This window comes from Erythrobacter litoralis HTCC2594 (genome assembly GCF_000013005.1).
GTDB lineage: Bacteria > Pseudomonadota > Alphaproteobacteria > Sphingomonadales > Sphingomonadaceae > Parerythrobacter > Parerythrobacter litoralis_A.
Map to the genome: position 1 here is coordinate 734,782 of NC_007722.1, position 18,024 is coordinate 752,805.

An 18,024-nucleotide genomic window follows, 5' to 3' on the forward strand; every position below is an offset into this window, starting at 1 on the left:
TCCGGTCGGCGCGGCTAGTGCTTGATCCTCACTGCGCCCATGTAGTCCATCTTGCCGATGGGGACGCCCAGCATGCGCGCGATCGAATAGGCGGCGGTGCAGTGGAAGTAGAAATTGGGCTGGCTGAAGCTGAGCAGGAAATCCTCCACGGTAAAGTCCATGCCGCGATCCTTGAATTCGAAGCGCATGTCGCGCCCGATCCAGCTTTCCATCTCGTCCTCGGTCAGCGCTTGCATGACCTCGGTCGCCTTGGCGAGCTTGGCCCGCAGATCGTCGAAGCTGGTCGGCGGCGGATTGAGGTCGGGGCTGTAAATGCCTTCGCGGATGGCCTCGATCGATCCGGCGGTATGCTCGGCCACGCTTTTGATCTGGTAGCAGAAGGGCAGCATGTCCTCGATCAGCCGCGCACCGATAATCTTGCCATGATCGCAGTCCTCGTCGGCGCACCATTGCTCGGTCTTGTCCAGCAAGTGGTTGGCAGTGCCGAGCATTTGCAGGGCGCTAGGGACATAGGCGGCATGAAGGCTGAGCGGCATAGGGAAACTCCTGACAATCGATATGGGTCGGCTGAAGGCCTAAACAAAAGGCCCGCCGATGGAAACCGACGGGCCTTTGTATTTCTTGGCTGACAGCCTCAGCGGACGCGCGGCCCGCCAAACGGCAGTGGCGGTGGGGGGCGGCGCGCGCCGCGCGGCAACTGCGCCTGATAGGCCCGGCCGCAATGTTCGACGCAATAGGGGAAGCCGGGGTTCACCGCTTCGCCGCAAAAATGGAAGTCGGGCTCGCCGGGATGACCCATTGGCCAGCGACAGACCTTTTCGCTGAGGTCGAGCAGGCTGGTCTTGTCGGCAATCTCCGGACTCGGCTTGGCCGGGACAAGGCGGCGCGGCGGTGCGGGCGGGATCGGGGCCTGCTGGTCTCCGGGACCCTGGCGCAGGAAGCCACCCGGACCGACGGAGACGATCTTGGGCAGGTCGTTCTTACCTGCATTGGGGAGCGGCTGTGACGGCGTCGCGTTGTTGCCGGAGGGCGCAGGGGCGGGGCGCGGCGCAGCGGGTCTTGCCGCCGGCTTGGGGGCTGCCTTCGCCGCGGGCTTCTTGGCCGCCGGTTTCGCCGCAGGCTTGGCCGCCGCCTTCTTCTTCTCGTTGGCCTTGACCGGGGAAGGGCGCGATTTGAGGCCGAGGCGGTGCGCCTTGCCGATCACCGCATTGCGCGAAACACCGCCCAGTTCCTCGGCGATCTGGCTTGCCGTGGCACCGCTTTCCCACATCTTCTTGAGCGTCGCGGTGCGTTCTTCAGTCCAACTCATGGATAACTCTAACTGCCTGTCGTTCGTGTGCCGGGACCATATAGGGATGCGGAGGCGATTGTGCCAGCGCCCATCTTGCCAGCAGTTGCGCGAGCGCCTACCCGCCGCGCCATGAGCGATCAAGCGCCCCGCGGCCCTGCGCCGTTCCGCCCGCAAGGCGAACCGACCTTCACCGGCGTGAACTGGCTGGGGTTGTGGAGCCTCTACCTCAAGGAAGTGCGCCGCTTCTTCAAGGTCCAGACGCAGACGATCTGGGCGCCTGCTGTGACCACGCTGCTGTTCCTCGTCATCTTCTCGGTCGCGCTGGGCCGCGAGGGGCGCGAAGTGCTGGGCGTGCCCTTCGCCAGCTTCGTGGCACCGGGGCTGATCGTGATGGGCATGATGCAGAATGCTTTCGCCAACTCCTCCTTCTCGCTGCTGTCGGGCAAGATCCAGGGCACCATCATCGACCTGCTGATGCCGCCATTGAGCGAAGGCGAGCTGATGGCAGGGATCGTTGGCGCGGCGGTGACGCGCGCGATCCTGGTGGGTTTGGCCGTTGCGGCCGCGATGCTGCTGTGGCCGGGCGTGACGCTAGCGCCAGTCGCGCCGTGGGCGATCGTCTGGTTCGGCCTCATGGGCGCGATCATGCTCTCGCTGGCGGGGCTGCTGACCTCGATCTGGTCGGAGAAGTTCGACCATAACGCCGCCATCACCAACTTCGTGATCGCCCCGCTCAGCCTGCTTTCGGGCACGTTCTACGTCATCGACAACCTTGCCGAACTGTTCCAGGCGATCAGCCGCGCCAACCCGTTTTTCTATGTGATTTCGGGCTTCCGCTACGGTTTCCTCGGCGAAAGCGATATCGGGCAGGGCGCAGAGCCGGTGGTGCAGGCCGCCATCGCGCTCGGCCTGTTCAATCTCGTATTTGCGGTCGTGGTCTATCGGATCCTGAAATCCGGTTGGAAGATCAAGGACTAACCAGCGCCGCTCAATGCGTCAGCGAGCGGCGCATGCGATAGCGCTTGCCGTCGAATTCGCCGAACAATTCGGGCACCTGCGGATGCTCGACCGCGCCGTTCTCGCTGTCGGCCACCAGGTTCTGCTGGCTTACATAGGCGACGTAGGACGAATCCTCGTTCTCGGCGAAGAGGTGGTAATAGGGCTGGTCGCGCCGCGGGCGGATTTCCTGCGGGATCGATTCATACCATTCTTCGCTGTTGGCGAAGACCGGGTCGATATCGAAAATCACTCCGCGAAAATCGAACATGCGATGGCGCACGACATCACCGATGCCGAACCGTGCATTGAGCCTGAGGGGCGCCTCGATCTGGCGGCCGGCCTGGGGCGAGAAGAATGTCGCGCTATCCATAGGCGGAAATATAGGTGGCGTGTGCGGGTGCACAATGGGCCGATGGTCCCGGTCCCCCGATTTCGTGCGATTGAGGGCTTGGCAAGGACGGGGGCGAGCGCTAAGTGGCGCGCCTTCGACCGGTCCCGAGCAATTGGGTCATCTCGCGGAGAGGTGGCAGAGTGGTCGAATGCGCTGCACTCGAAATGCAGTATACGGGCAACCGTATCGAGGGTTCGAATCCCTCCCTCTCCGCCATTTACCCTACTCTACCACATCCGGCTGTTTGCGCGCAGCGTCACACCACGCCGAAGGCGAGCATCGCGTCGGCCACTTTCTTGAAACCGGCGATATTGGCGCCCTTGACGTAATCGACGTAGCCGTCGTCCTGCTCGCCGTGCTTCAGGCAGCGTTCGTGGATGCCTTTCATGATGTCCTGCAGCATCTGTTCGAGTTCGACCTGTTCCCACGTCCGGCGGGCGGAGTTCTGGCTCATTTCCAGGCCCGATACGGCGACGCCGCCGGCATTGGCGGCCTTGCCCGGGCCGAACAGGATTTTGGCGTCCTTGATGACATGGGCGGCTTCGAGCTCGGTCGGCATATTGGCGCCTTCGACCACCGCCATGCAGCCGTTGTCGATCAGGGTTTTCGCATCGTCCTTGCACAATTCGTTCTGCGTCGCGCAGGGCATCGCGATATCGCATTCGACCTGCCACGGCCGCTTGCCTTCGTGGAACTCGGCATTGGAAAATTCCTCGGGATAGGCCGAAAGGCTGCCGTCATTTTCTTCCTTGAGCCGGCGAACCCAGTCGATCTTTTCCTGATCGAAGCCGTCCGGATCGTAAACGAAGCCATCGGAATCCGACAGCGTCACGACCTTGCCGCCCAGTTGCACGGCCTTCTCCGCCGCATGGGTGGCCACGTTGCCGGCGCCGGAGATGACCAGCGTCTTGCCATCGATCGCGTCGTCCCGGTGGCTCAACATGTGGCACAGGAACAGCACTGCGCCGTAGCCGGTCGATTCCGGGCGGAAGGGCGAGCCGCCGAATTCCAGCCCCTTGCCGGTCAGGACGCCGGTGAAATGATTGGTGATCCGCTTGTACTGCCCGAACATGTAACCGATTTCGCGCGATCCGACGCCGATATCGCCGGCCGGCACGTCGGTGTCGGGGCCGATATGGCGATAGAGTTCTGTCATGAAGCTCTGGCAGAAGCGCATGATTTCGCGATCGCTCTTGCCCTTGGGGTTGAAGTTCGATCCGCCCTTGCCGCCGCCCATCGGCAGGCCCGTGAGCGCGTTCTTGAAGGTCTGTTCGAAAGCGAGGAACTTGAGCACGCTCTCGGTGACGGAAGGGTGGAACCGCAGCCCACCCTTGTAAGGCCCGATGGCGTTGTTGTTCTGCACCCGCCAGCCGCGCTGCACGCGAATATCGCCTTTGTCGTCTTCCCAGCAGACCCGGAAACTGACGATGCGATCAGGCTCGGTCAGGCGGCGGAGGATCTGTTCGGAGTGGTATCGCTCCTTGTCCTCGATGAATTCGAAGATGTCCTGTGCCACTTCCTGCACGGCCTGCACGAATTCTGGCTGGTGCGGGTTGCGGCGGTTTACGCCCTCCATGAATTTTTCGAAATCGACGTGGTCTGTTGCGGCCATGAGGTTCCTTCTTCCGGCGACGCGGCAGGTTTGCGAATTGGGTGGCTAATGCGTGGGCAACGCACAGGTCGGCGAAAGGGGGCCGAGTGGCGAAGACAACACGCCGGGGATCAGCTGCCGAACAGGCGTTGCAGGCGCGGGCGGACTTTCAGGAAGGCGCGGTACAGCCTCTCGATCAACCAGGTCGCGCCCGGCAGCCGTGCCAGCAGGCCGAGGGGGCGGAGCAGCGGAATGGCGCGCCACATCGCCGCGAAAGCCGCCGCACCGGACAGCAGCCGACCGTTCTCGCGCGCATGGAAACGACCGAGCAGCAGGGTGCGATCGACAGGGCAGGCCGCCTCTTCGATGCCGGTCGCATCGATGAAGTCGATCGCACCGCGGCGATCAAGCCGTCGCATCACAGCGATTTCGCGGATGCACAGCGGGCACTTCCCATCGTACCAGACGGTCACGGCGTTGCTCATGCCCCGTGATATCGGTTTTGCGCGGACTGCCCGCAATCTGGCTCGAGGGCGGTAGACTTAGCGGGGCGCAATTCGGGCACTGACATTTTGGCCCGGACCGCGCGTACGTCTGATCTCCGGGTTTTTGATTGCAGGTGCCCGTTCTACGGCAATGCATTCGAATTCCACTGGACCTGTCCCGCGCGTTGGCTAGGTCCGGTCGTGAGGGAAGGATCGGGATGAGCCGGGGCAACCGGTCGCCTGTGGGGGAGAACAGACCGTGTCGCTCGAGACCACCGATATTGTCATTATTGCGGGCTATGCGTTCGCGCTGCTCGGCATCGCCCTGTTCGTCAGTCGCGAGCCCAAGGGACACGCCAAGAACACGGAGGATTACTTCCTCGCCGGTCGCGCGTTGCCGTGGTGGGCCATCGGCGCCTCGCTGATCGCTTCCAATATCTCGGCCGAACAGATCATCGGCCAGTCGGGGCAGGGCTACGTCGTCGGTATCGCCATCGCGGCCTACGAATGGCAGGCGGCGATCGTCCTGATCATCGTTGCCAAATACTTCCTGCCGATCTTCCTCAGGCGCAAGATCTACACCATGCCGCAATTCCTCGACCAGCGGTACGGACACGGCGTGAAAACGCTGATGAGCGTGTTTTGGGTCGCGCTCTACATCGCCGTCAACCTCACCACAGTGCTATGGCTGGGCGGGCTCGCTGTGACATCGCTCACGGGCTGGGGCGTCATGAGCGCGATGGCGGCGCTGGCGGGCTTTGCCGTACTCTACTCGCTCTACGGCGGCCTCAAGGCGGTTGCGCTGACCGACATCATCCAGGTCGTCATCCTGATTATCGGCGGCATCGCCATCACCTGGATCGCGCTCGATGCGCTGCCTGCCGACGGCGCACTCGCGGGCTTCGGCATGCTGATGCAGGAGATCCCGGGCCACTTCGCAATGATCCTCGACGAAAGCAATCCGTCCTACAGCGACCTGCCGGGCATTTGGACGTTGCTCGGCGGGCTTTGGGTGCTGCATTTCAGTTACTGGGGGTTCAACCAGTATATCATCCAGCGCGCGCTGGGCGCGGAGAGTTTGGGCGAAGCGCAGAAGGGCCTCGCCTTCGCGGCTTTGCTCAAGATCCTCGTGCCGTTCATCGTCGTCGTTCCCGGCATCGCCGCCATCATGCTGGCGCAGCAGGGGCTGCTGGACGGCCAGGCCCTCGCCGAACGGTCCGACCGCACCTATGGCGAGCTGATGAGCTTCGCCCCGGCCGGCCTGCGCGGCCTCGTCTTCGCAGCGCTGATCGCGGCGGTCGTCTCATCGCTCGCTTCGATGATGAATTCGATCTCGACCATCTTCACGATGGACCTCTATCGCGCGGCGAAGCCCGAGAAGAGCGAACACCACTACGTGATCGTCGGCCGGGTCGCCGCCTTTGCGGCAATGCTGATCGCGCTCGTCCTGGCGCGGCCCTTCATCGGCGGCTTCGAAAGCGGCTTCCAGACGGTGCAGGAATATACCGGCTTCATCGCGCCGGGAATCGTTGTCGTCTTCCTGCTCGGCTTCTTCGACAGGAAGATGAACACGGCGGGCGCCTATACCGCGCTGCTTGGCTCGCTGGCGGTCAACGTCATGCTCAAGTTCGGCCTGCCGGACGTGCCCTTCATCATCCGTATCTGGGGCGTTTTCGTGCTTTCGATCATCGCGGCCGCCCTCGTGTCGCGCATGACGGGGGCACCGGAAGAAGAGCGGACCGTGAAGCTGGGCGATATCGCCTTCGCCACCAGCATGCTGTTCAATACGCTTGCCATGGTGGTCGTGGCGATACTCGTCGGGCTCTACATCTGGTTGTGGTAGGCGCGGCGCGAGAGGACGCGCACGGCAGGTCTGAGCATGGGGTCCACAGGCCCGCCGGTAATCACCCGGCGACCTGCCTCGACCCAGGCATGCGCATGCATGGATGTTGCAGCATGCGTGCGTTGCCCGGGCTCCAGCCCGATCGTCATGCGATAGGGAATGCGATAAGCTCTGAGCAAAAGGCAAGCCGCGATGGCCTGCGGCAGGCAATCCGCGCGCCACGGCACGAGCGATGCCGTCGCCCGCAAGGCGCGGCCCACACATCGGGCCAGTCGATCCTGCCGGGAATCGGTTCCCGGTGGGGACGAAGCCGCATCGACGGTGCCGGCACGGCGACCTGCGAGCGCGAGTAGCGCACCGAAAGGAAGCACGGCCATGGCAAGCCGCGAAATTGCCAGGAGAGCGAGGCAGACCGGGACCAGCATGAGCTCGGCGGCGCTGTAGTTTCGGGCACCGGCGATCTTGCGCTTGAGTGTCTGCCAGGGAGCCATGGCGATGGGTCTAGCATCACACACATGGAAAATGGGGATGAAATTCCACTGGTCGGGAAGACAGGATTCGAACCTGCGACCCCCACACCCCCAGTGTGATGCGCTACCAGGCTGCGCTACTTCCCGAGCAGTGGAAGGCGCGCCTATAGGATTGCAGCGCGCGGCTGGCAAGCGGACAAACGGCAGCTTTCGGTTGTGGGCTTGCGCACAGGCGCGTTGCCCAATTGCATCAATATTGCTAGGCGGCGCGGCAATCTCGAACGGAGTCCTTGGCGCGCGCATCCACGCGCCCCATTTCGCCTCCCAAGACGACCATAGAACGATCACTTTTGCGGGTTTTTCATCATGCTTGACCTTTTGACCGCTGCGGCGAGCGCCGAGCCGCCGCCTTTCTGGGTGCAGATCCTCCCCTTCGTCGGGATGGCGCTGATTTTCTGGTTCCTGATCATCCGTCCACAGATGAAGCGGCAGAAGGAACATCAGGCCAAGGTTGCCGGCATTAAAAAGGGCGACAAGGTCGTCACTGCCGGCGGCCTCGTGGGCAAGGTCATCAAGGTCGACGATCACTACGCCGATCTCGAGCTGGGCCAGGGCGTGCGCGTGAAGGCGGTCAAGAACACGATCGGCGACATCATCCCGCCGGGCGGCGAAGCCGCGAACGACTGATGCCGCTGTAGGGACGGGACCTTAACCTCATGCTCGAATTTCCGCGCTGGAAGAAGATCTGGCTCTGGGCCATTACGCTGGCAGTGATGCTGGCGGCGGTGCCGTCGCTGCTTTCCACCACTTCGATCCGCTGGCCCGACGCGCTGCCCAGCCCGACGGTCAATCTCGGCCTCGACCTGGCCGGTGGCAGCCACATCCTGCTCGAAGCCGAAGCAAGCCAGGTCCGCGCCCAGCGGCTGGAGAACATGGAAGAGGCCGTGCGCAACGCCATGCGCAGTGCCGAGCCGCGCATCCGCATCGGCGATGTTTCGACCGCCGACGGGCAGCTGAGCTTCATGCTCGACGATAGCGGCGATATCGACCGGGCGCGGGAACTGCTGACTCCGCTGATGAACGGGCAGGGCCTGACCCGCGAGTGGGAACTCACCTTGGTCGATACCAGCCGCGTGGTCCTCTCTCCGACACAGGACGGGCTCGAACAGGCGGTGACCGACGCGATGGACAGCGCGACCGAAGTCGTGCGCAAGCGCATCGACGAACTCGGCACGCGCGAGCCGACCATCATTCGCCAGGGCGACACCCGCATCGTGGTGCAGGTCCCCGGACTGCAGGACCCCGACCAGCTCAAGGAACTGCTCGGCCAGACCGCCAAACTCGAATTCAAGATGGTCGACGAGACGGCGCTTCCGTCCGATGTCGAACAGGGAATCGCCCCGCCGGGCAGCCAGATTTTCCCTTATGCGGCCGGCAGCGCGCAGGAAGGACTTTCCGTCGCCGTGCGCCGGCTCGGCGGCATTCGCGGCGACAGCCTGATCGGGGCGCAGCAGAGCTTCGACCCGCAAACAAACGAGCCTGTCGTCACCATCCAGTTCGACCAGCAGGGCGGGCAGCGCTTCGCCCAGCTTTCCACCCAGAATGTCGGCAAGCTTTTCGCCATCATCCTCGACGGCGAAGTGCTTTCGACGCCGAGCTTCAACGAACCGATCCTCGGCGGAAGCGCGCAGATTTCGGGCAGTTTCACCGTCGATAGCGCCAATGCGCTGGCGATTTCGCTGCGTTCGGGTGCGTTGCCGGTCGATCTCGCGGTAGTGGAAGAACGCACCGTCGGGCCCGATCTCGGCGCGGATTCGATCCGCAGCGGCCTGTTGGCCATGGCGATCGGCTCAATCGCGGTGATCGGACTGATGGTCGCAACCTATGGTCGCTTCGGCATCTACGCGACGGCGGCGCTGGTCATCAACGTGATCATGATCCTCGGCATCATGGCGGTGATGAACACCACGCTGACGCTGCCGGGTATCGCCGGTTTCGTGCTGACGGTGGGTGCGGCGGTCGATGCCAACGTGCTCATCAACGAACGCATACGCGAAGAGCGAAAACGCGGGCGGCGGGTGATCGCCGCGGTCGAGAACGGCTACCGCGAGGCAAGCCGGGCGATTTACGATGCCAACGTGACCAACTTCATCGCCGGCGTGCTGCTGTTCCTGTTCGGCTCCGGCCCGATCCGCGGCTTCGCGGTGGTCCTCATCATCGGCCTGTTCACCAGCGTCTTTACCGCCGTCACCCTGACCCGCCTGTGGGTCGCCGGCTGGCTGCGCAAGGCGCGGCCGTCAGAGCTCTACGTGTAAGGAGGCGGACGATGAAACTGCTGAAGCTCGTCCCCGACGATACCAATATCAAATTCCTCAAATGGCGCGTGCCGTTTTATGTCGTCAGCCTGCTGCTGATGGCGGCGAGCTGGGCATTGGTGTTCACCAACGGCCTCAATTACGGGGTCGACTTCGCCGGTGGTCAGGAGATTCGCGCGACTTTCGTGGGCGAGGAAACCGCGCCGGTCCCGGAAGTGCGCCAGACGCTGACCGCTATCGAAGGCGTCGGCGACCCGGTGGTGCAGCGCTTCGGCGAGCCCAACGAGATCTCGATCCGGGTCAAGCTGCCGCCCGAGGCCGAGGGCGACAAGGAATTCGCCGACCGGCTGACGCGCGAGATCACCGCCGCACTGCGGGACGATCACCCGCAGGTCCGCATAGACGGGGTGGATTCGGTCTCGGGCAAGGTTTCGGGCGAATTCCGCGAGACCGCACTTTACGCCCTGCTCGCCGCGATGATCGCGATCTCGATCTATATCTGGGTGCGCTTCGAATGGCAGTTTGGCGTGGGCGCGATGTTCGCGCTGGTCCACGACGTCTCGCTGACGCTCGGCATGTTCGCGCTGTTCCAGCTCGAATTCAGCCTCCAGATCATCGCCGCCATCCTCGCCATCATCGGCTACTCGCTCAACGACACGATCGTCGTCTACGACCGCATACGAGAGAACCTGAAGAAATTCCGCAAAATGCCGATCCCCGAACTTCTCGACCTTTCCGTCAACGAAACGCTGGCGCGGACGGTGATGACCAGTCTGACGCTGCTGATCGCGCTGCTGCCGCTGTTGCTGTTCGGTCCGGCGAGCCTGTTCGGGCTGGTCGCGGCCATCACGCTTGGTATCTTCGTGGGGACCTATAGCTCGGTCTATATGGCGGCGCCGATCCTGATCTGGCTGGGCGTGGATTCCGACAGCTTCGTGCCGCAGGAAAGCGAGGCCGACGTGCAGGATAGAAAGGCGCGTGGCCAAGCCTGAGGTCTGGCGGGCTATTCGTCGAGAATGCGGTCGTAATATTCGGCCAAATTCGCGCCGTTGACCTTCCAGTCGAAGCGCTCCGCCATCGCCGCCGCTGCGGCACGGGCGGGCGGATCGCACAGGAGCTCTTCGACCCCGCGGGCAATCGCAGCCGCGTTACGCTCGACGATCAGCCCGGCGGCGCGATCGGTCACAACCTCGCGCGCGCCACCGGCATCGGTGATGATGATCGGCGTTCCGCAGGCAAGCGCTTCGACCCATGCATTGGCAAGCCCTTCGCTGGCCGACGGCAATACCATCGCATCGGCGGCGGAGAGGACGAGCGGCAGCAAGTCGTGATCGAGCAGTCCGAGGAAATGTGCTCTGTCGGCCACTCCCAGCTCGCTCGCCAGTGCGCGCAACCTCCCCTCGTCGTCGCCCGATCCGACGAGCAACAGCCGCGATCTCGGCAGTCCGGCGAGCGCGCGCACCACATATTCCTGTCCCTTGCGTGGGATGAGCGCGCCGACGGTGATCAGCAGGCGCTCATCGTCCGACAGCGGCAGCGACAGTTCTTCGGCAAGGCGAGAGAGCAATTGCGCGTGCTGAAGGGGACGGAAAAGATCGCGATCGAGCCCGGTGTAGTGCAGCGTGATCTTCTCGCGCGGCAGGCCGATCGTGGCCATGTCTTCCGCCAGTGCCTCGCATACGGCCAGCAGGCCTGAGGCCTTGCTTGCAGCATCGTGCATCATGCGGCGTGCGTAGGGTTTGTCCCCCCAATAGTGGATATCGGCACCGCGCGCCTTGATCGAGAAGGGCAGGTCCAGCGCGCTTGCCAGCTTCGCGATGGCGGGCCCGTCCGGGTAGAAGAATTGTGCGTCGAGAATGTCGAACGGTCCTTGCGCGTGAAGCTGCTTGACCAGCGGCAGGACCGCGCGGGCTATTGCGCCCGGGTTGAGGCGACCACCGAATTTGGGAAGCAAACGAAAGGTCGGGCGATAGACACGGACGCCGTTCTCGGCGCCGTCCACTGCCGCATCGGCCAGTTCACGATAGGACCCGAGAGCAAGCGGGGGGAGGCCGATCGGATTGATCACGGTCACGTCCCAATCCTCGCGCTCCGCCAGCGCTTCGAGCGAGCGCGCAACGAAAGTGCCGAAGCGCGGTTTGGCCGGATTCGGATACAGGGTCGAAAGCGACAGCACGCGCTTCTTCGCAGCGCTCATAAGCTACGAACCAGCATTTCGGCGACGCCGATCCACGCCGGGTCGTCGACGACCTGTTGCTTCTGACCCATGCCCGGCGGGAGCAAGCCGACTAGCGAACCTTGCCGGTCGATCAGTCGCCCAAACGCAAAGCGCCCGGCCTTTCTGGGCACGATCACGTCGTGATTGATGGCTTGCGCAGCAGCTTCAGGGGGTATCTGGCGCAGCCAAATCTGGTCGCCGGGCAAGTAAGGGCCTGTTGCGACCTCGACCGTCAGGACCATCAGCGGGCCATCGCCACCGGTATCGGTGGGGAGCAATGCGTCGCGCGGTTTTGCCAAGGCTTCGGGGCCATCGGCGTGCAGACTTGCAACAATCTGCGGATGCTCGTTCGCTTCCGAGCGCACCAGCATCTCGGGATCGACCTCAAGCGCGGCGGCAATGCGCTCCATCCATTTAAGTGACAGGTTTCGCATACCCGTTTCGAGCCGGCCGATCGTTTGCGCCGTAGTGGGCGGTTCGCACGCCTCGGCGAGATCGGCGAGGGTCAACCCCTTGTCCTTACGAATGTCGCGGATGCGATTGATCATCACGTCAGCCTCGATAACCTTTTTGGTGAAAGCACTTTCCTACACTAACCGAATTTTGGCAACCTTGCTGTGACTCGCAACGCACAGGAGATGCCGATGAAGCCGCAGCTGGTAGAACGCGAACTCACCGATGAGGGCCCGCGCCGCGGCGGCGGCGCCAAGGGCAAACGCCGAACGGTTATGATCAATCTGGCCGAAAGCCCGCTCGCGTGGCTCCACGCTCGGGGCCATCTCGATGACCGCCTGTTCGATGCGGGGGAACGCTTGCGTGCGGATTACGAGCGCGCGCAGCTTTCGCCGAGCGTGACGATGCGCTGGGATCCGGTACGGGTGAAGGGCGGGCCCGACGCAGGTCTGTCCCCCACCGAGCGCCAGATCGCCGCGAAGGACCGCTTTCATGGCGCCATGGCGGAGGCGGGTTCGGGGCTTGCTGATGTGTTATGGCGCGTGGTGTGCGCGGGCGAGAGTCTGCCGAATGCCGAGAAAACGCTCGAATGGCCGGCGCGTTCAGGCAAACTGGTACTCAGGATCGCGCTCGACCGGGTCGCCGATTTTTATCGCATCCGGTAGCTGCAAGAGGATCCGGCGAGATGCGTTTTCTGTATGGGCAGCCTAGCGGATCGCCTCTGCAATTCTTCGCTTGAGAACGGGTAAAACGTCCTTCTCGAACCAGGGGTTTTTTCGCATGAACAGCGTGCTGCGCCACGATGGATGCGGTAGCGGAAAGAATACCGGCAGGAATGTTTCGAACTCGCGCACGCGCTCTGCCAGCGTTTGTTTGCGAGTATCGGGCAGATAATAAGCCTGCGCGTAGCTTCCCACCAGCAGGGTCAGCCGGTCGCACGGAAGCTCTGCGAGCACCCGTTCGTGCCATGCTGGCGCGCATTCGGGACGTGGTGGCAGGTCTCCGCTTTTGCCCTTGCCGGGATAGCAGAAGCCCATTGGCACCAGCGCGACGCGCGCAGGATCGTACATCGTCGCTTTGTCGATCCCTGCCCATTCGCGCAGGCGGTCGCCGCTCGGATCGTCCCACGGAATGCCGCTGGCATGGACCGCAGAGCCCGGCGCCTGGCCGATAATCAGCAAACGCGCCGTGGAGCTGAATGTGGCCACCGGTCGCGGATCGTGAGCCAGCTTGTCAGCGCAGATGCGGCACGCCGCAATCTCGGCTTGCAGGCTCATCCCTCGACCAGTTCCGCGAGCTCCAGCCAGCGCTCCTCGGCCGCGTCCTTCTCGCTCCGTGCATTTTCGACGCCCTTGGAAATATCGGCAAAGCGCTGTGGGTCGCTGCTGTAGAGGTCTGGATCGGAGAGGATCGCCTCACCCTTGACTATGGCAGCCTCCAGCTCCTCGATCCTCGCAGGCAAAATCTCGTAGTCGCGCTGGTCCTTGTAAGAGAGCTTGGTGGATTTGGGTGGCGGAGGCGGGGGCGGGGCGCTCGGCTTGGCAGCCTCCTTCGTCTTGCCCACCTTGCGCGTGCTGCGCTTGGCTTCCCAGTCCTCATAGCCGCCGGCGACGACATCGACCTTGCCGCTACCGTCGAGGCCCAGCGTCAGAGTGACCGTACGGTCGAGGAAGTCACGGTCGTGGCTGACGATCAGCACGGTGCCCTCGTAATCCGCGATCACTTCCTGCAGCAGGTCGAGCGTCTCGAGGTCGAGATCGTTTGTCGGCTCGTCGAGCACGAGCAGGTTGGACTTGCGGGCAAACTCGCGCGCCAGCAGCAGCCGCGATCGCTCGCCGCCCGAAAGGATGCCGACCTTGGTATCGACGATCCTGGGGTCGAACAGGAAGTCCTTGAGATGCGCCTGCACATGCTTGCGATTGCCGCGCACATCGATCCAGTCGCCGCCTTCGGCCAGCACCTGCCGCACGGTGCGGTCGGGCTCCATAAGGCTGCGCTGCTGGTCGATCATCACACCGCTCAGCTTCTTGCTGATCTCGACCGTGCCGCTATCCGGCTCCAGTTCGCCGGTCAGCATCTTGAGCAGCGTCGTTTTGCCCGCACCATTGGAACCGACGATCCCGATCCGGTCGCCGCGCTGGATGCGAAGGCTGAAGGGCCGAATGATGGTACGACCGTCATAGGTTTTGGTGATGTTCTCTGCGACGATCACGGACTTGGACTTGAAGTCCTCCTCCACCGCCAGCTTGAGCTTGGCCGTGCCGCCGGTGTCGATCATCGCCGCCCGCGCTGCGCGCATCTTCCACAGTGCTTCGAGCCGCCCCTGGTTGCGCTTGCGCCGGGCGGTCACGCCGCGTTCGAGCCAGTGCGCTTCGAGCTTCAGCCTGGCATCGAGCTTTTCGGCGGCGCGTGCTTCCTCGGCATAGACCTGCTCTTCCCACGCCTCGTAGCCGCCGAAGCCCACTTCCTTGCGGCGGATGATTCCCCGGTCCAGCCAAAACGTCGCGCGCGTCAGCCGCTTCAGGAAGGTCCGGTCGTGGCTGATGACGATGAACGCGCCCTTGTAGCGATCCAGCCAGCCTTCCAGCCATTCAATGGCCGACAGGTCGAGGTGGTTTGTCGGCTCGTCCATCAACAGCAGGTCGGGGTCCTGCGCCAATGCGCGAGAGATCGCCGCGCGGCGTCGCTCACCGCCACTGGCGCCTTCCGCAGATGTGGTCATATCGATGCCGAGCTGCCCGGCAATCGACTCGACCTCGTGCTGCTGCGGCGCGTTCTCGCCAGCCAACGCCCAGTCCATCAGCGTCGCGTGCCCGGCAAAATCCGGATCCTGTTCCAGCACCACGATGCGCGTGCCCTGCTTGACTTTTCGCTGTCCGCGATCGGCTTCGATCTGGTCACTGATCAGGCGGAACAGCGTGGTCTTGCCCGCGCCGTTGCGGCCGATCAGCGCCAGCCGGTCACGCGGACCGATATGAAGGTCGATGTCCTCGCGGTCAGGGCCGCCCAGCAGCCAGCGCCCGCCCTGTTGCAGTCCGAGACCTTCCCAACTCAAGATCGGTGGCTGTGCCATAGGCGGCGGCAGGTAGGCGAGGGCGCGCGCGCCCGCAAGCGAGCAATAGGGCTAGCGAGCGGCTTTCTGCGCCTCGACCATTTGCGCGACATCGGCAAGCAGGGCCCTGGCATCGAAGACGATCCCGTCCTTGATCGTCCAGCGCACCCCGCCGACCGTCTCGAGCTGGTTGGTCTCGCGGTTCAGGCGGCGATGGCCTGTGCCGTAAAGCACTTTGAGGTTTTCCAGCGGGTTGCCGTCCACAATCGCCAAGTCCGCCAGCATGCCTTCGCGGATCATGCCGAAGGGTGGCGCACTGCCTTTCGGATCATAGATTTCGCGTGCGCCATTGATGGTGGCGGCCTGGATCACTTCCATCGGCGTCAGCCCCGCTTCGCGCAGCATTTCCAGTTCGGCGACATAGGCGAAACCCCAGGTCTGGTAGATATAGCCCGGGTCCGACCCGGCAGTTACGCGGCCACCCTTGTTCTTGAAATCGCGGGTGAGGGCGAACCACTTGGCGTAGAAGCGCTTCCAGGCCGCTTCGTCCTCGCTGGTCCAGTCATGGTAGTAACTGCCGTGATTGGTCAGGCTCGGCTCGTAGAAGTTCATAAGCGAGGGCAGGGTGTAGCGCTCGTGCCATTCCAGCGTTCGTGCGCGCATCACATCACGGCTGGCGGCATAGATGTTGAAAGTGGGGCTGAGAGTGACGCCATTCTCGACGAGGAAGTCGATATATTCGTCCCACTTCTCGCTGCCCGGCTCGACCGCCTGCGCTTCCAGCCGCGCGACCCACGCGAAACGCGATTGCTCGTCGAGGTAGTTGTAGTCCGCCGGGTAATCCGGCGTCGAACGGTCATCGAGGAGACTTTCCATATGTCCGTAGAAATGGGTTATGCCGTCCAAGCCCAGTTCCACCGCCTTGCGGGCATTGACTTGCGCCACGCCGCGCTGGCCGAGATGGGCGACCGTGCCCAGGCCCTGCTGTTCGGCCTCGTCGAGGATTGCGGCGAGAGTTGCCGGGTCTTCGCTGTTGAAGAACTTGATCCCGTCATAGCCCTGAGCCTTCGCCCAGCGCGTCCAGGCGCGGCCTTGCGCGGGGGTCTGCACAGCTCCGCTGGTCCAGGAGCCGCCGGGGACCGTGTAGGCGAACAGGCGCGGCGCGGTGATGGTATTCGCGGCGCTGCGGCGCTTCTGGTCGAGCGAGGGATCGTCGGGCCCGAAGCCGAAGCCCACGCCGCGTACGCTGGTCACGCCATGGGCGAGCCATAGTTTGAAGCCGTAGGAGGGCTGCGGGGCCTTGTCCGGGTCGCCATTATGGCCATGCACGTCGACCATGCCCGGCATCACAAACATGCCGGTGGCATCGATGGTGCGATCCGCAGAGAGATTGGCGCCCCCGCGCGCGATCCGCGCGATCCGGTTGCCCTCGACGAGGATGTCGACCGGGCCTTCGGGCGGTGCGCCGCTGCCGTCTATCATGGTCGCGCCTTTGATCAGCAGCGAGCCATACGGCCCCTGTCCCTCGCCCACCGGGCGATCCGGCACGCGCTCCATGCCCTGGGCAAACGCCGGAGCGGCCAGCGCGGCCAGCATGGCGAGACAGATCGATTTCAAGATACGCATGGATGTTCCCCTGTTGGAACCATGCCTAGCTTTCCGCTTTGCTATTGCAAGCAGCCGGTTAAGCCGCGCTTCATTGCGCGGGTTGGAAGCTGCATCGGGACAGGAGTAAAATCATGCGCGCACTGACCTTTTCTCTCGCCGCGGCGCTGGCAGCGGCACCATTTGCGGCTGGCCCCGCATCGGCGGCCGAAGTATCCATTACGGCAACCAATCCTGTGGTCGAACTCAGCATTTACGAGGAAGTCGAGGTCGAACCCGACATTGTGACGATCGGGGCGGGCGTGACCACCCAGGCCCCTACGGCCGTGGAAGCGCTGCGGCGCAACTCGGCAGAGATGCGGCGGGTCATTGACCTGCTGAAAGCGCTCGGCATCCAGTCACGCGATATCCAGACCTCGCGGATCGGCCTCAACGCGCAATACGATTACAATCGCACCACCCAGCAGCAGGTCTTCCGCGCCTACCAGGCGACCAATCGCGTCAGCGTGAAGCTGCGCGAGATTCAGCGGGCGGGCGAAGTGCTCGACGCGCTGGTCAGTGCCGGAGCGACCGACATCTTCGGGCCCAATTTTTCGATCGAGGACGATACCGAAGCGAAGGCTGTGGCACGCGAACGTGCGCTCGAGCGCGGGAAGGCGCAGGCCGAGCAATATGCCCGCTTCGCCGGCTATTCGGGCGTCCGGCTGCTGCAGGTTGCCGAAGCCATTCGCGGGCCGGGTGGTCCGATCGCGCGGGATCAGATCATGGTTACGGCAGCGCGGGCCGAGGCCGCCGCGCCGCCACCCCCGATCGAACCGGGCCTGGTCGGCACCGGGGTCAACCTGCAACTGACCTTCGAGATGGTCCGTTAACGACCGCGCAATCACCCTGAATGCAGCGACCCCGCAATATTCACAGCTTGTTCAATGGCGCCGCGCTAGGCATTCGAGCATCATGAAACAGGTCCTTTCAGCAGCTTTGGGTATGGCGCTTGTCGCTTGCGGCCTTGCCGTGCCTGCCTCCGCGCAACAGCGTTCCCCGCAGGGTGAAGTGCGCAAGGAGATGCAGGCGGGCAACGTTTTGCCGCTGCGGGAGATCGAAAAGCGCGTGCTGCCTTCGATGCGCGGAGCTGAATATCTGGGCCCCGCCTATGATTCGGCTGCCATGGCCTATCGCCTCAAATTCATTCGCGATGGCCGCGTGTTGTTCGTCGATGTCGATGCACGCACTGGCAAAATTCTCCGGCGGACGCGCTGACCGCTTCCCATTGACGCGATCCCACCAAACGCGCCAATAGGCGAGCGAACTCAA

General features: G+C 63.6%; 19 protein-coding genes and 2 tRNA genes. 9 read left to right on the forward strand and 12 right to left on the reverse strand.

Translation table 11 applies throughout. The features are described 5' to 3' along the window. Nucleotides 1–14: 14 nt before the first annotated feature. A complete protein-coding gene (locus EL2594_RS03500; protein ID WP_011413678.1) occupies nucleotides 15–536 on the reverse strand; it encodes a DUF1993 domain-containing protein in 522 nt (173 codons plus the stop codon). Nucleotides 537–634: 98 nt separating this feature from the next. After that, nucleotides 635–1,309, reverse strand: coding sequence for a GcrA family cell cycle regulator (locus EL2594_RS03505; RefSeq protein ID WP_011413679.1), 675 nt, complete (start codon nucleotides 1,307–1,309; stop codon nucleotides 635–637). 111 nt (nucleotides 1,310–1,420) lie between these two features. Here EL2594_RS03505 and EL2594_RS03510 point away from each other — a divergent pair, with 111 nt between their 5' ends. Further along, nucleotides 1,421–2,269 carry an ABC transporter permease gene (locus EL2594_RS03510; protein ID WP_011413680.1) on the forward strand — a complete coding sequence of 283 codons (849 nt, stop codon included), beginning with the start codon at nucleotides 1,421–1,423 and terminating at the stop codon, nucleotides 2,267–2,269. Nucleotides 2,270–2,279: 10 nt separating this feature from the next. Here EL2594_RS03510 and hspQ read toward each other — a convergent pair whose 3' ends face one another. After that, nucleotides 2,280–2,660 carry a heat shock protein HspQ gene (hspQ, locus tag EL2594_RS03515; RefSeq protein WP_011413681.1) on the reverse strand — a complete coding sequence of 127 codons (381 nt, stop codon included), beginning with the start codon at nucleotides 2,658–2,660 and terminating at the stop codon, nucleotides 2,280–2,282. 147 nt (nucleotides 2,661–2,807) lie between these two features. On the opposite strand from hspQ, the gene EL2594_RS03520 reads away from it, so the two are divergent. Further along, nucleotides 2,808–2,897, forward strand: a tRNA-Ser gene (locus EL2594_RS03520). Between the two features lie 40 nt (nucleotides 2,898–2,937). Here EL2594_RS03520 and gdhA read toward each other — a convergent pair. Then, complete coding sequence (gene gdhA, locus EL2594_RS03525; protein ID WP_011413682.1) at nucleotides 2,938–4,293, reverse strand: NADP-specific glutamate dehydrogenase; 1,356 nt, start codon at nucleotides 4,291–4,293, stop codon at nucleotides 2,938–2,940. Nucleotides 4,294–4,403: 110 nt separating this feature from the next. Beyond that, entirely contained in the window at nucleotides 4,404–4,757 is a 354-nt protein-coding gene (locus EL2594_RS03530) for a thiol-disulfide oxidoreductase DCC family protein (RefSeq protein ID WP_011413683.1), read from the reverse strand. Between the two features lie 259 nt (nucleotides 4,758–5,016). On the opposite strand from EL2594_RS03530, the gene EL2594_RS03535 reads away from it, so the two are divergent. Beyond that, nucleotides 5,017–6,600, forward strand: a complete 1,584-nt coding sequence (locus EL2594_RS03535; RefSeq protein WP_011413684.1) for a sodium/sugar symporter — start codon at nucleotides 5,017–5,019, stop codon at nucleotides 6,598–6,600. Here the strand turns inward: EL2594_RS03535 and EL2594_RS14855 are convergent. Further along, nucleotides 6,582–7,091: a lasso peptide biosynthesis B2 protein gene (locus tag EL2594_RS14855; protein WP_011413685.1), complete on the reverse strand. Its 510-nt coding sequence runs from the start codon at nucleotides 7,089–7,091 to the stop codon at nucleotides 6,582–6,584. The two genes, EL2594_RS03535 and EL2594_RS14855, sit on opposite strands and share 19 nt — an antisense overlap. Nucleotides 7,092–7,140: 49 nt before the next feature. Then, nucleotides 7,141–7,217 (reverse strand) — tRNA-Pro (locus tag EL2594_RS03545). Nucleotides 7,218–7,436: 219 nt separating this feature from the next. On the opposite strand from EL2594_RS03545, the gene yajC reads away from it, so the two are divergent. From yajC to secF, 3 genes are read left to right on the forward strand one after another with little or no spacing between them, the layout of a single operon-like run. After that, a complete protein-coding gene (gene yajC, locus EL2594_RS03550; protein WP_011413686.1) occupies nucleotides 7,437–7,757 on the forward strand; it encodes a preprotein translocase subunit YajC in 321 nt (106 codons plus the stop codon). A 29-nt stretch (nucleotides 7,758–7,786) separates the two neighbouring features. After that, on the forward strand, nucleotides 7,787–9,385 hold the full coding sequence (gene secD, locus EL2594_RS03555) for a protein translocase subunit SecD (protein ID WP_011413687.1): 1,599 nt from the start codon (nucleotides 7,787–7,789) through the stop codon (nucleotides 9,383–9,385). Nucleotides 9,386–9,396: 11 nt separating this feature from the next. Continuing rightward, complete coding sequence (gene secF / locus EL2594_RS03560; RefSeq protein WP_011413688.1) at nucleotides 9,397–10,377, forward strand: protein translocase subunit SecF; 981 nt, start codon at nucleotides 9,397–9,399, stop codon at nucleotides 10,375–10,377. 11 nt (nucleotides 10,378–10,388) lie between these two features. On the opposite strand, the gene EL2594_RS03565 is transcribed toward secF, so the two are convergent. Beyond that, nucleotides 10,389–11,582: a glycosyltransferase gene (locus EL2594_RS03565; protein ID WP_011413689.1), complete on the reverse strand. Its 1,194-nt coding sequence runs from the start codon at nucleotides 11,580–11,582 to the stop codon at nucleotides 10,389–10,391. After that, nucleotides 11,579–12,151 (reverse strand): helix-turn-helix domain-containing protein, encoded by a 573-nt coding sequence (locus EL2594_RS03570; RefSeq protein WP_011413690.1) that lies wholly within the window; start codon nucleotides 12,149–12,151, stop codon nucleotides 11,579–11,581. The genes EL2594_RS03565 and EL2594_RS03570 overlap by 4 nt, the downstream gene beginning before the upstream one ends. A 96-nt stretch (nucleotides 12,152–12,247) precedes the next feature. Here EL2594_RS03570 and EL2594_RS03575 point away from each other — a divergent pair, with 96 nt between their 5' ends. Then, nucleotides 12,248–12,721 carry a DUF6456 domain-containing protein gene (locus EL2594_RS03575; RefSeq protein ID WP_041685639.1) on the forward strand — a complete coding sequence of 158 codons (474 nt, stop codon included), beginning with the start codon at nucleotides 12,248–12,250 and terminating at the stop codon, nucleotides 12,719–12,721. A 42-nt stretch (nucleotides 12,722–12,763) separates the two neighbouring features. Here the strand turns inward: EL2594_RS03575 and EL2594_RS03580 are convergent, their stop codons facing one another. The 3 genes from EL2594_RS03580 to EL2594_RS03590 are packed head-to-tail and all read right to left on the reverse strand — an operon-like array spanning nucleotide 12,764 to nucleotide 16,734. Continuing rightward, on the reverse strand, nucleotides 12,764–13,333 hold the full coding sequence (locus EL2594_RS03580) for a uracil-DNA glycosylase family protein (RefSeq protein WP_011413692.1): 570 nt from the start codon (nucleotides 13,331–13,333) through the stop codon (nucleotides 12,764–12,766). After that, nucleotides 13,330–15,129 (reverse strand): ABC-F family ATP-binding cassette domain-containing protein, encoded by a 1,800-nt coding sequence (locus tag EL2594_RS03585; protein WP_011413693.1) that lies wholly within the window; start codon nucleotides 15,127–15,129, stop codon nucleotides 13,330–13,332. The genes EL2594_RS03580 and EL2594_RS03585 overlap by 4 nt, the downstream gene beginning before the upstream one ends. A 51-nt stretch (nucleotides 15,130–15,180) precedes the next feature. Further along, the gene (locus EL2594_RS03590; RefSeq protein ID WP_011413694.1) at nucleotides 15,181–16,734 is read right to left on the reverse strand and encodes an amidohydrolase family protein; all 1,554 of its coding nucleotides are present in this window, start codon (nucleotides 16,732–16,734) and stop codon (nucleotides 15,181–15,183) included. A gap of 113 nt (nucleotides 16,735–16,847) precedes the next feature. Here EL2594_RS03590 and EL2594_RS03595 point away from each other — a divergent pair, with 113 nt between their 5' ends. Then, a complete protein-coding gene (locus tag EL2594_RS03595; RefSeq protein WP_011413695.1) occupies nucleotides 16,848–17,585 on the forward strand; it encodes an SIMPL domain-containing protein in 738 nt (245 codons plus the stop codon). 82 nt (nucleotides 17,586–17,667) lie between these two features. Beyond that, a complete protein-coding gene (locus tag EL2594_RS03600) occupies nucleotides 17,668–17,970 on the forward strand; it encodes a PepSY domain-containing protein (RefSeq protein ID WP_041685041.1) in 303 nt (100 codons plus the stop codon). Nucleotides 17,971–18,024: the final 54 nt, after the last annotated feature.

Excerpts from the sequence above, each read along its gene's own strand:
- EL2594_RS03505 (WP_011413679.1), bottom strand. The coding sequence starts at position 1,309 with ATGAGTTGGACTGAAGAACGCACCGCGACGCTCAAGAAGATGTGGGAA.
- EL2594_RS14855 (WP_011413685.1), bottom strand. The coding sequence starts at position 7,091 with ATGGCTCCCTGGCAGACACTCAAGCGCAAGATCGCCGGTGCCCGAAAC.
- secD (WP_011413687.1), top strand. The coding sequence starts at position 7,787 with ATGCTCGAATTTCCGCGCTGGAAGAAGATCTGGCTCTGGGCCATTACG.
- EL2594_RS03565 (WP_011413689.1), bottom strand. The coding sequence starts at position 11,582 with ATGAGCGCTGCGAAGAAGCGCGTGCTGTCGCTTTCGACCCTGTATCCG.
- secF (WP_011413688.1), top strand. The coding sequence starts at position 9,397 with ATGAAACTGCTGAAGCTCGTCCCCGACGATACCAATATCAAATTCCTC.
- gdhA (WP_011413682.1), bottom strand. The coding sequence starts at position 4,293 with ATGGCCGCAACAGACCACGTCGATTTCGAAAAATTCATGGAGGGCGTA.
- EL2594_RS03500 (WP_011413678.1), bottom strand. The coding sequence starts at position 536 with ATGCCGCTCAGCCTTCATGCCGCCTATGTCCCTAGCGCCCTGCAAATG.
- EL2594_RS03580 (WP_011413692.1), bottom strand. The coding sequence starts at position 13,333 with ATGAGCCTGCAAGCCGAGATTGCGGCGTGCCGCATCTGCGCTGACAAG.
- EL2594_RS03600 (WP_041685041.1), top strand. The coding sequence starts at position 17,668 with ATGAAACAGGTCCTTTCAGCAGCTTTGGGTATGGCGCTTGTCGCTTGC.
- hspQ (WP_011413681.1), bottom strand. The coding sequence starts at position 2,660 with ATGGATAGCGCGACATTCTTCTCGCCCCAGGCCGGCCGCCAGATCGAG.
- EL2594_RS03575 (WP_041685639.1), top strand. The coding sequence starts at position 12,248 with ATGAAGCCGCAGCTGGTAGAACGCGAACTCACCGATGAGGGCCCGCGC.
- EL2594_RS03570 (WP_011413690.1), bottom strand. The coding sequence starts at position 12,151 with ATGATCAATCGCATCCGCGACATTCGTAAGGACAAGGGGTTGACCCTC.
- EL2594_RS03595 (WP_011413695.1), top strand. The coding sequence starts at position 16,848 with ATGCGCGCACTGACCTTTTCTCTCGCCGCGGCGCTGGCAGCGGCACCA.
- EL2594_RS03585 (WP_011413693.1), bottom strand. The coding sequence starts at position 15,129 with ATGGCACAGCCACCGATCTTGAGTTGGGAAGGTCTCGGACTGCAACAG.
- EL2594_RS03530 (WP_011413683.1), bottom strand. The coding sequence starts at position 4,757 with ATGAGCAACGCCGTGACCGTCTGGTACGATGGGAAGTGCCCGCTGTGC.
- EL2594_RS03590 (WP_011413694.1), bottom strand. The coding sequence starts at position 16,734 with ATGCGTATCTTGAAATCGATCTGTCTCGCCATGCTGGCCGCGCTGGCC.
- yajC (WP_011413686.1), top strand. The coding sequence starts at position 7,437 with ATGCTTGACCTTTTGACCGCTGCGGCGAGCGCCGAGCCGCCGCCTTTC.
- EL2594_RS03510 (WP_011413680.1), top strand. The coding sequence starts at position 1,421 with ATGAGCGATCAAGCGCCCCGCGGCCCTGCGCCGTTCCGCCCGCAAGGC.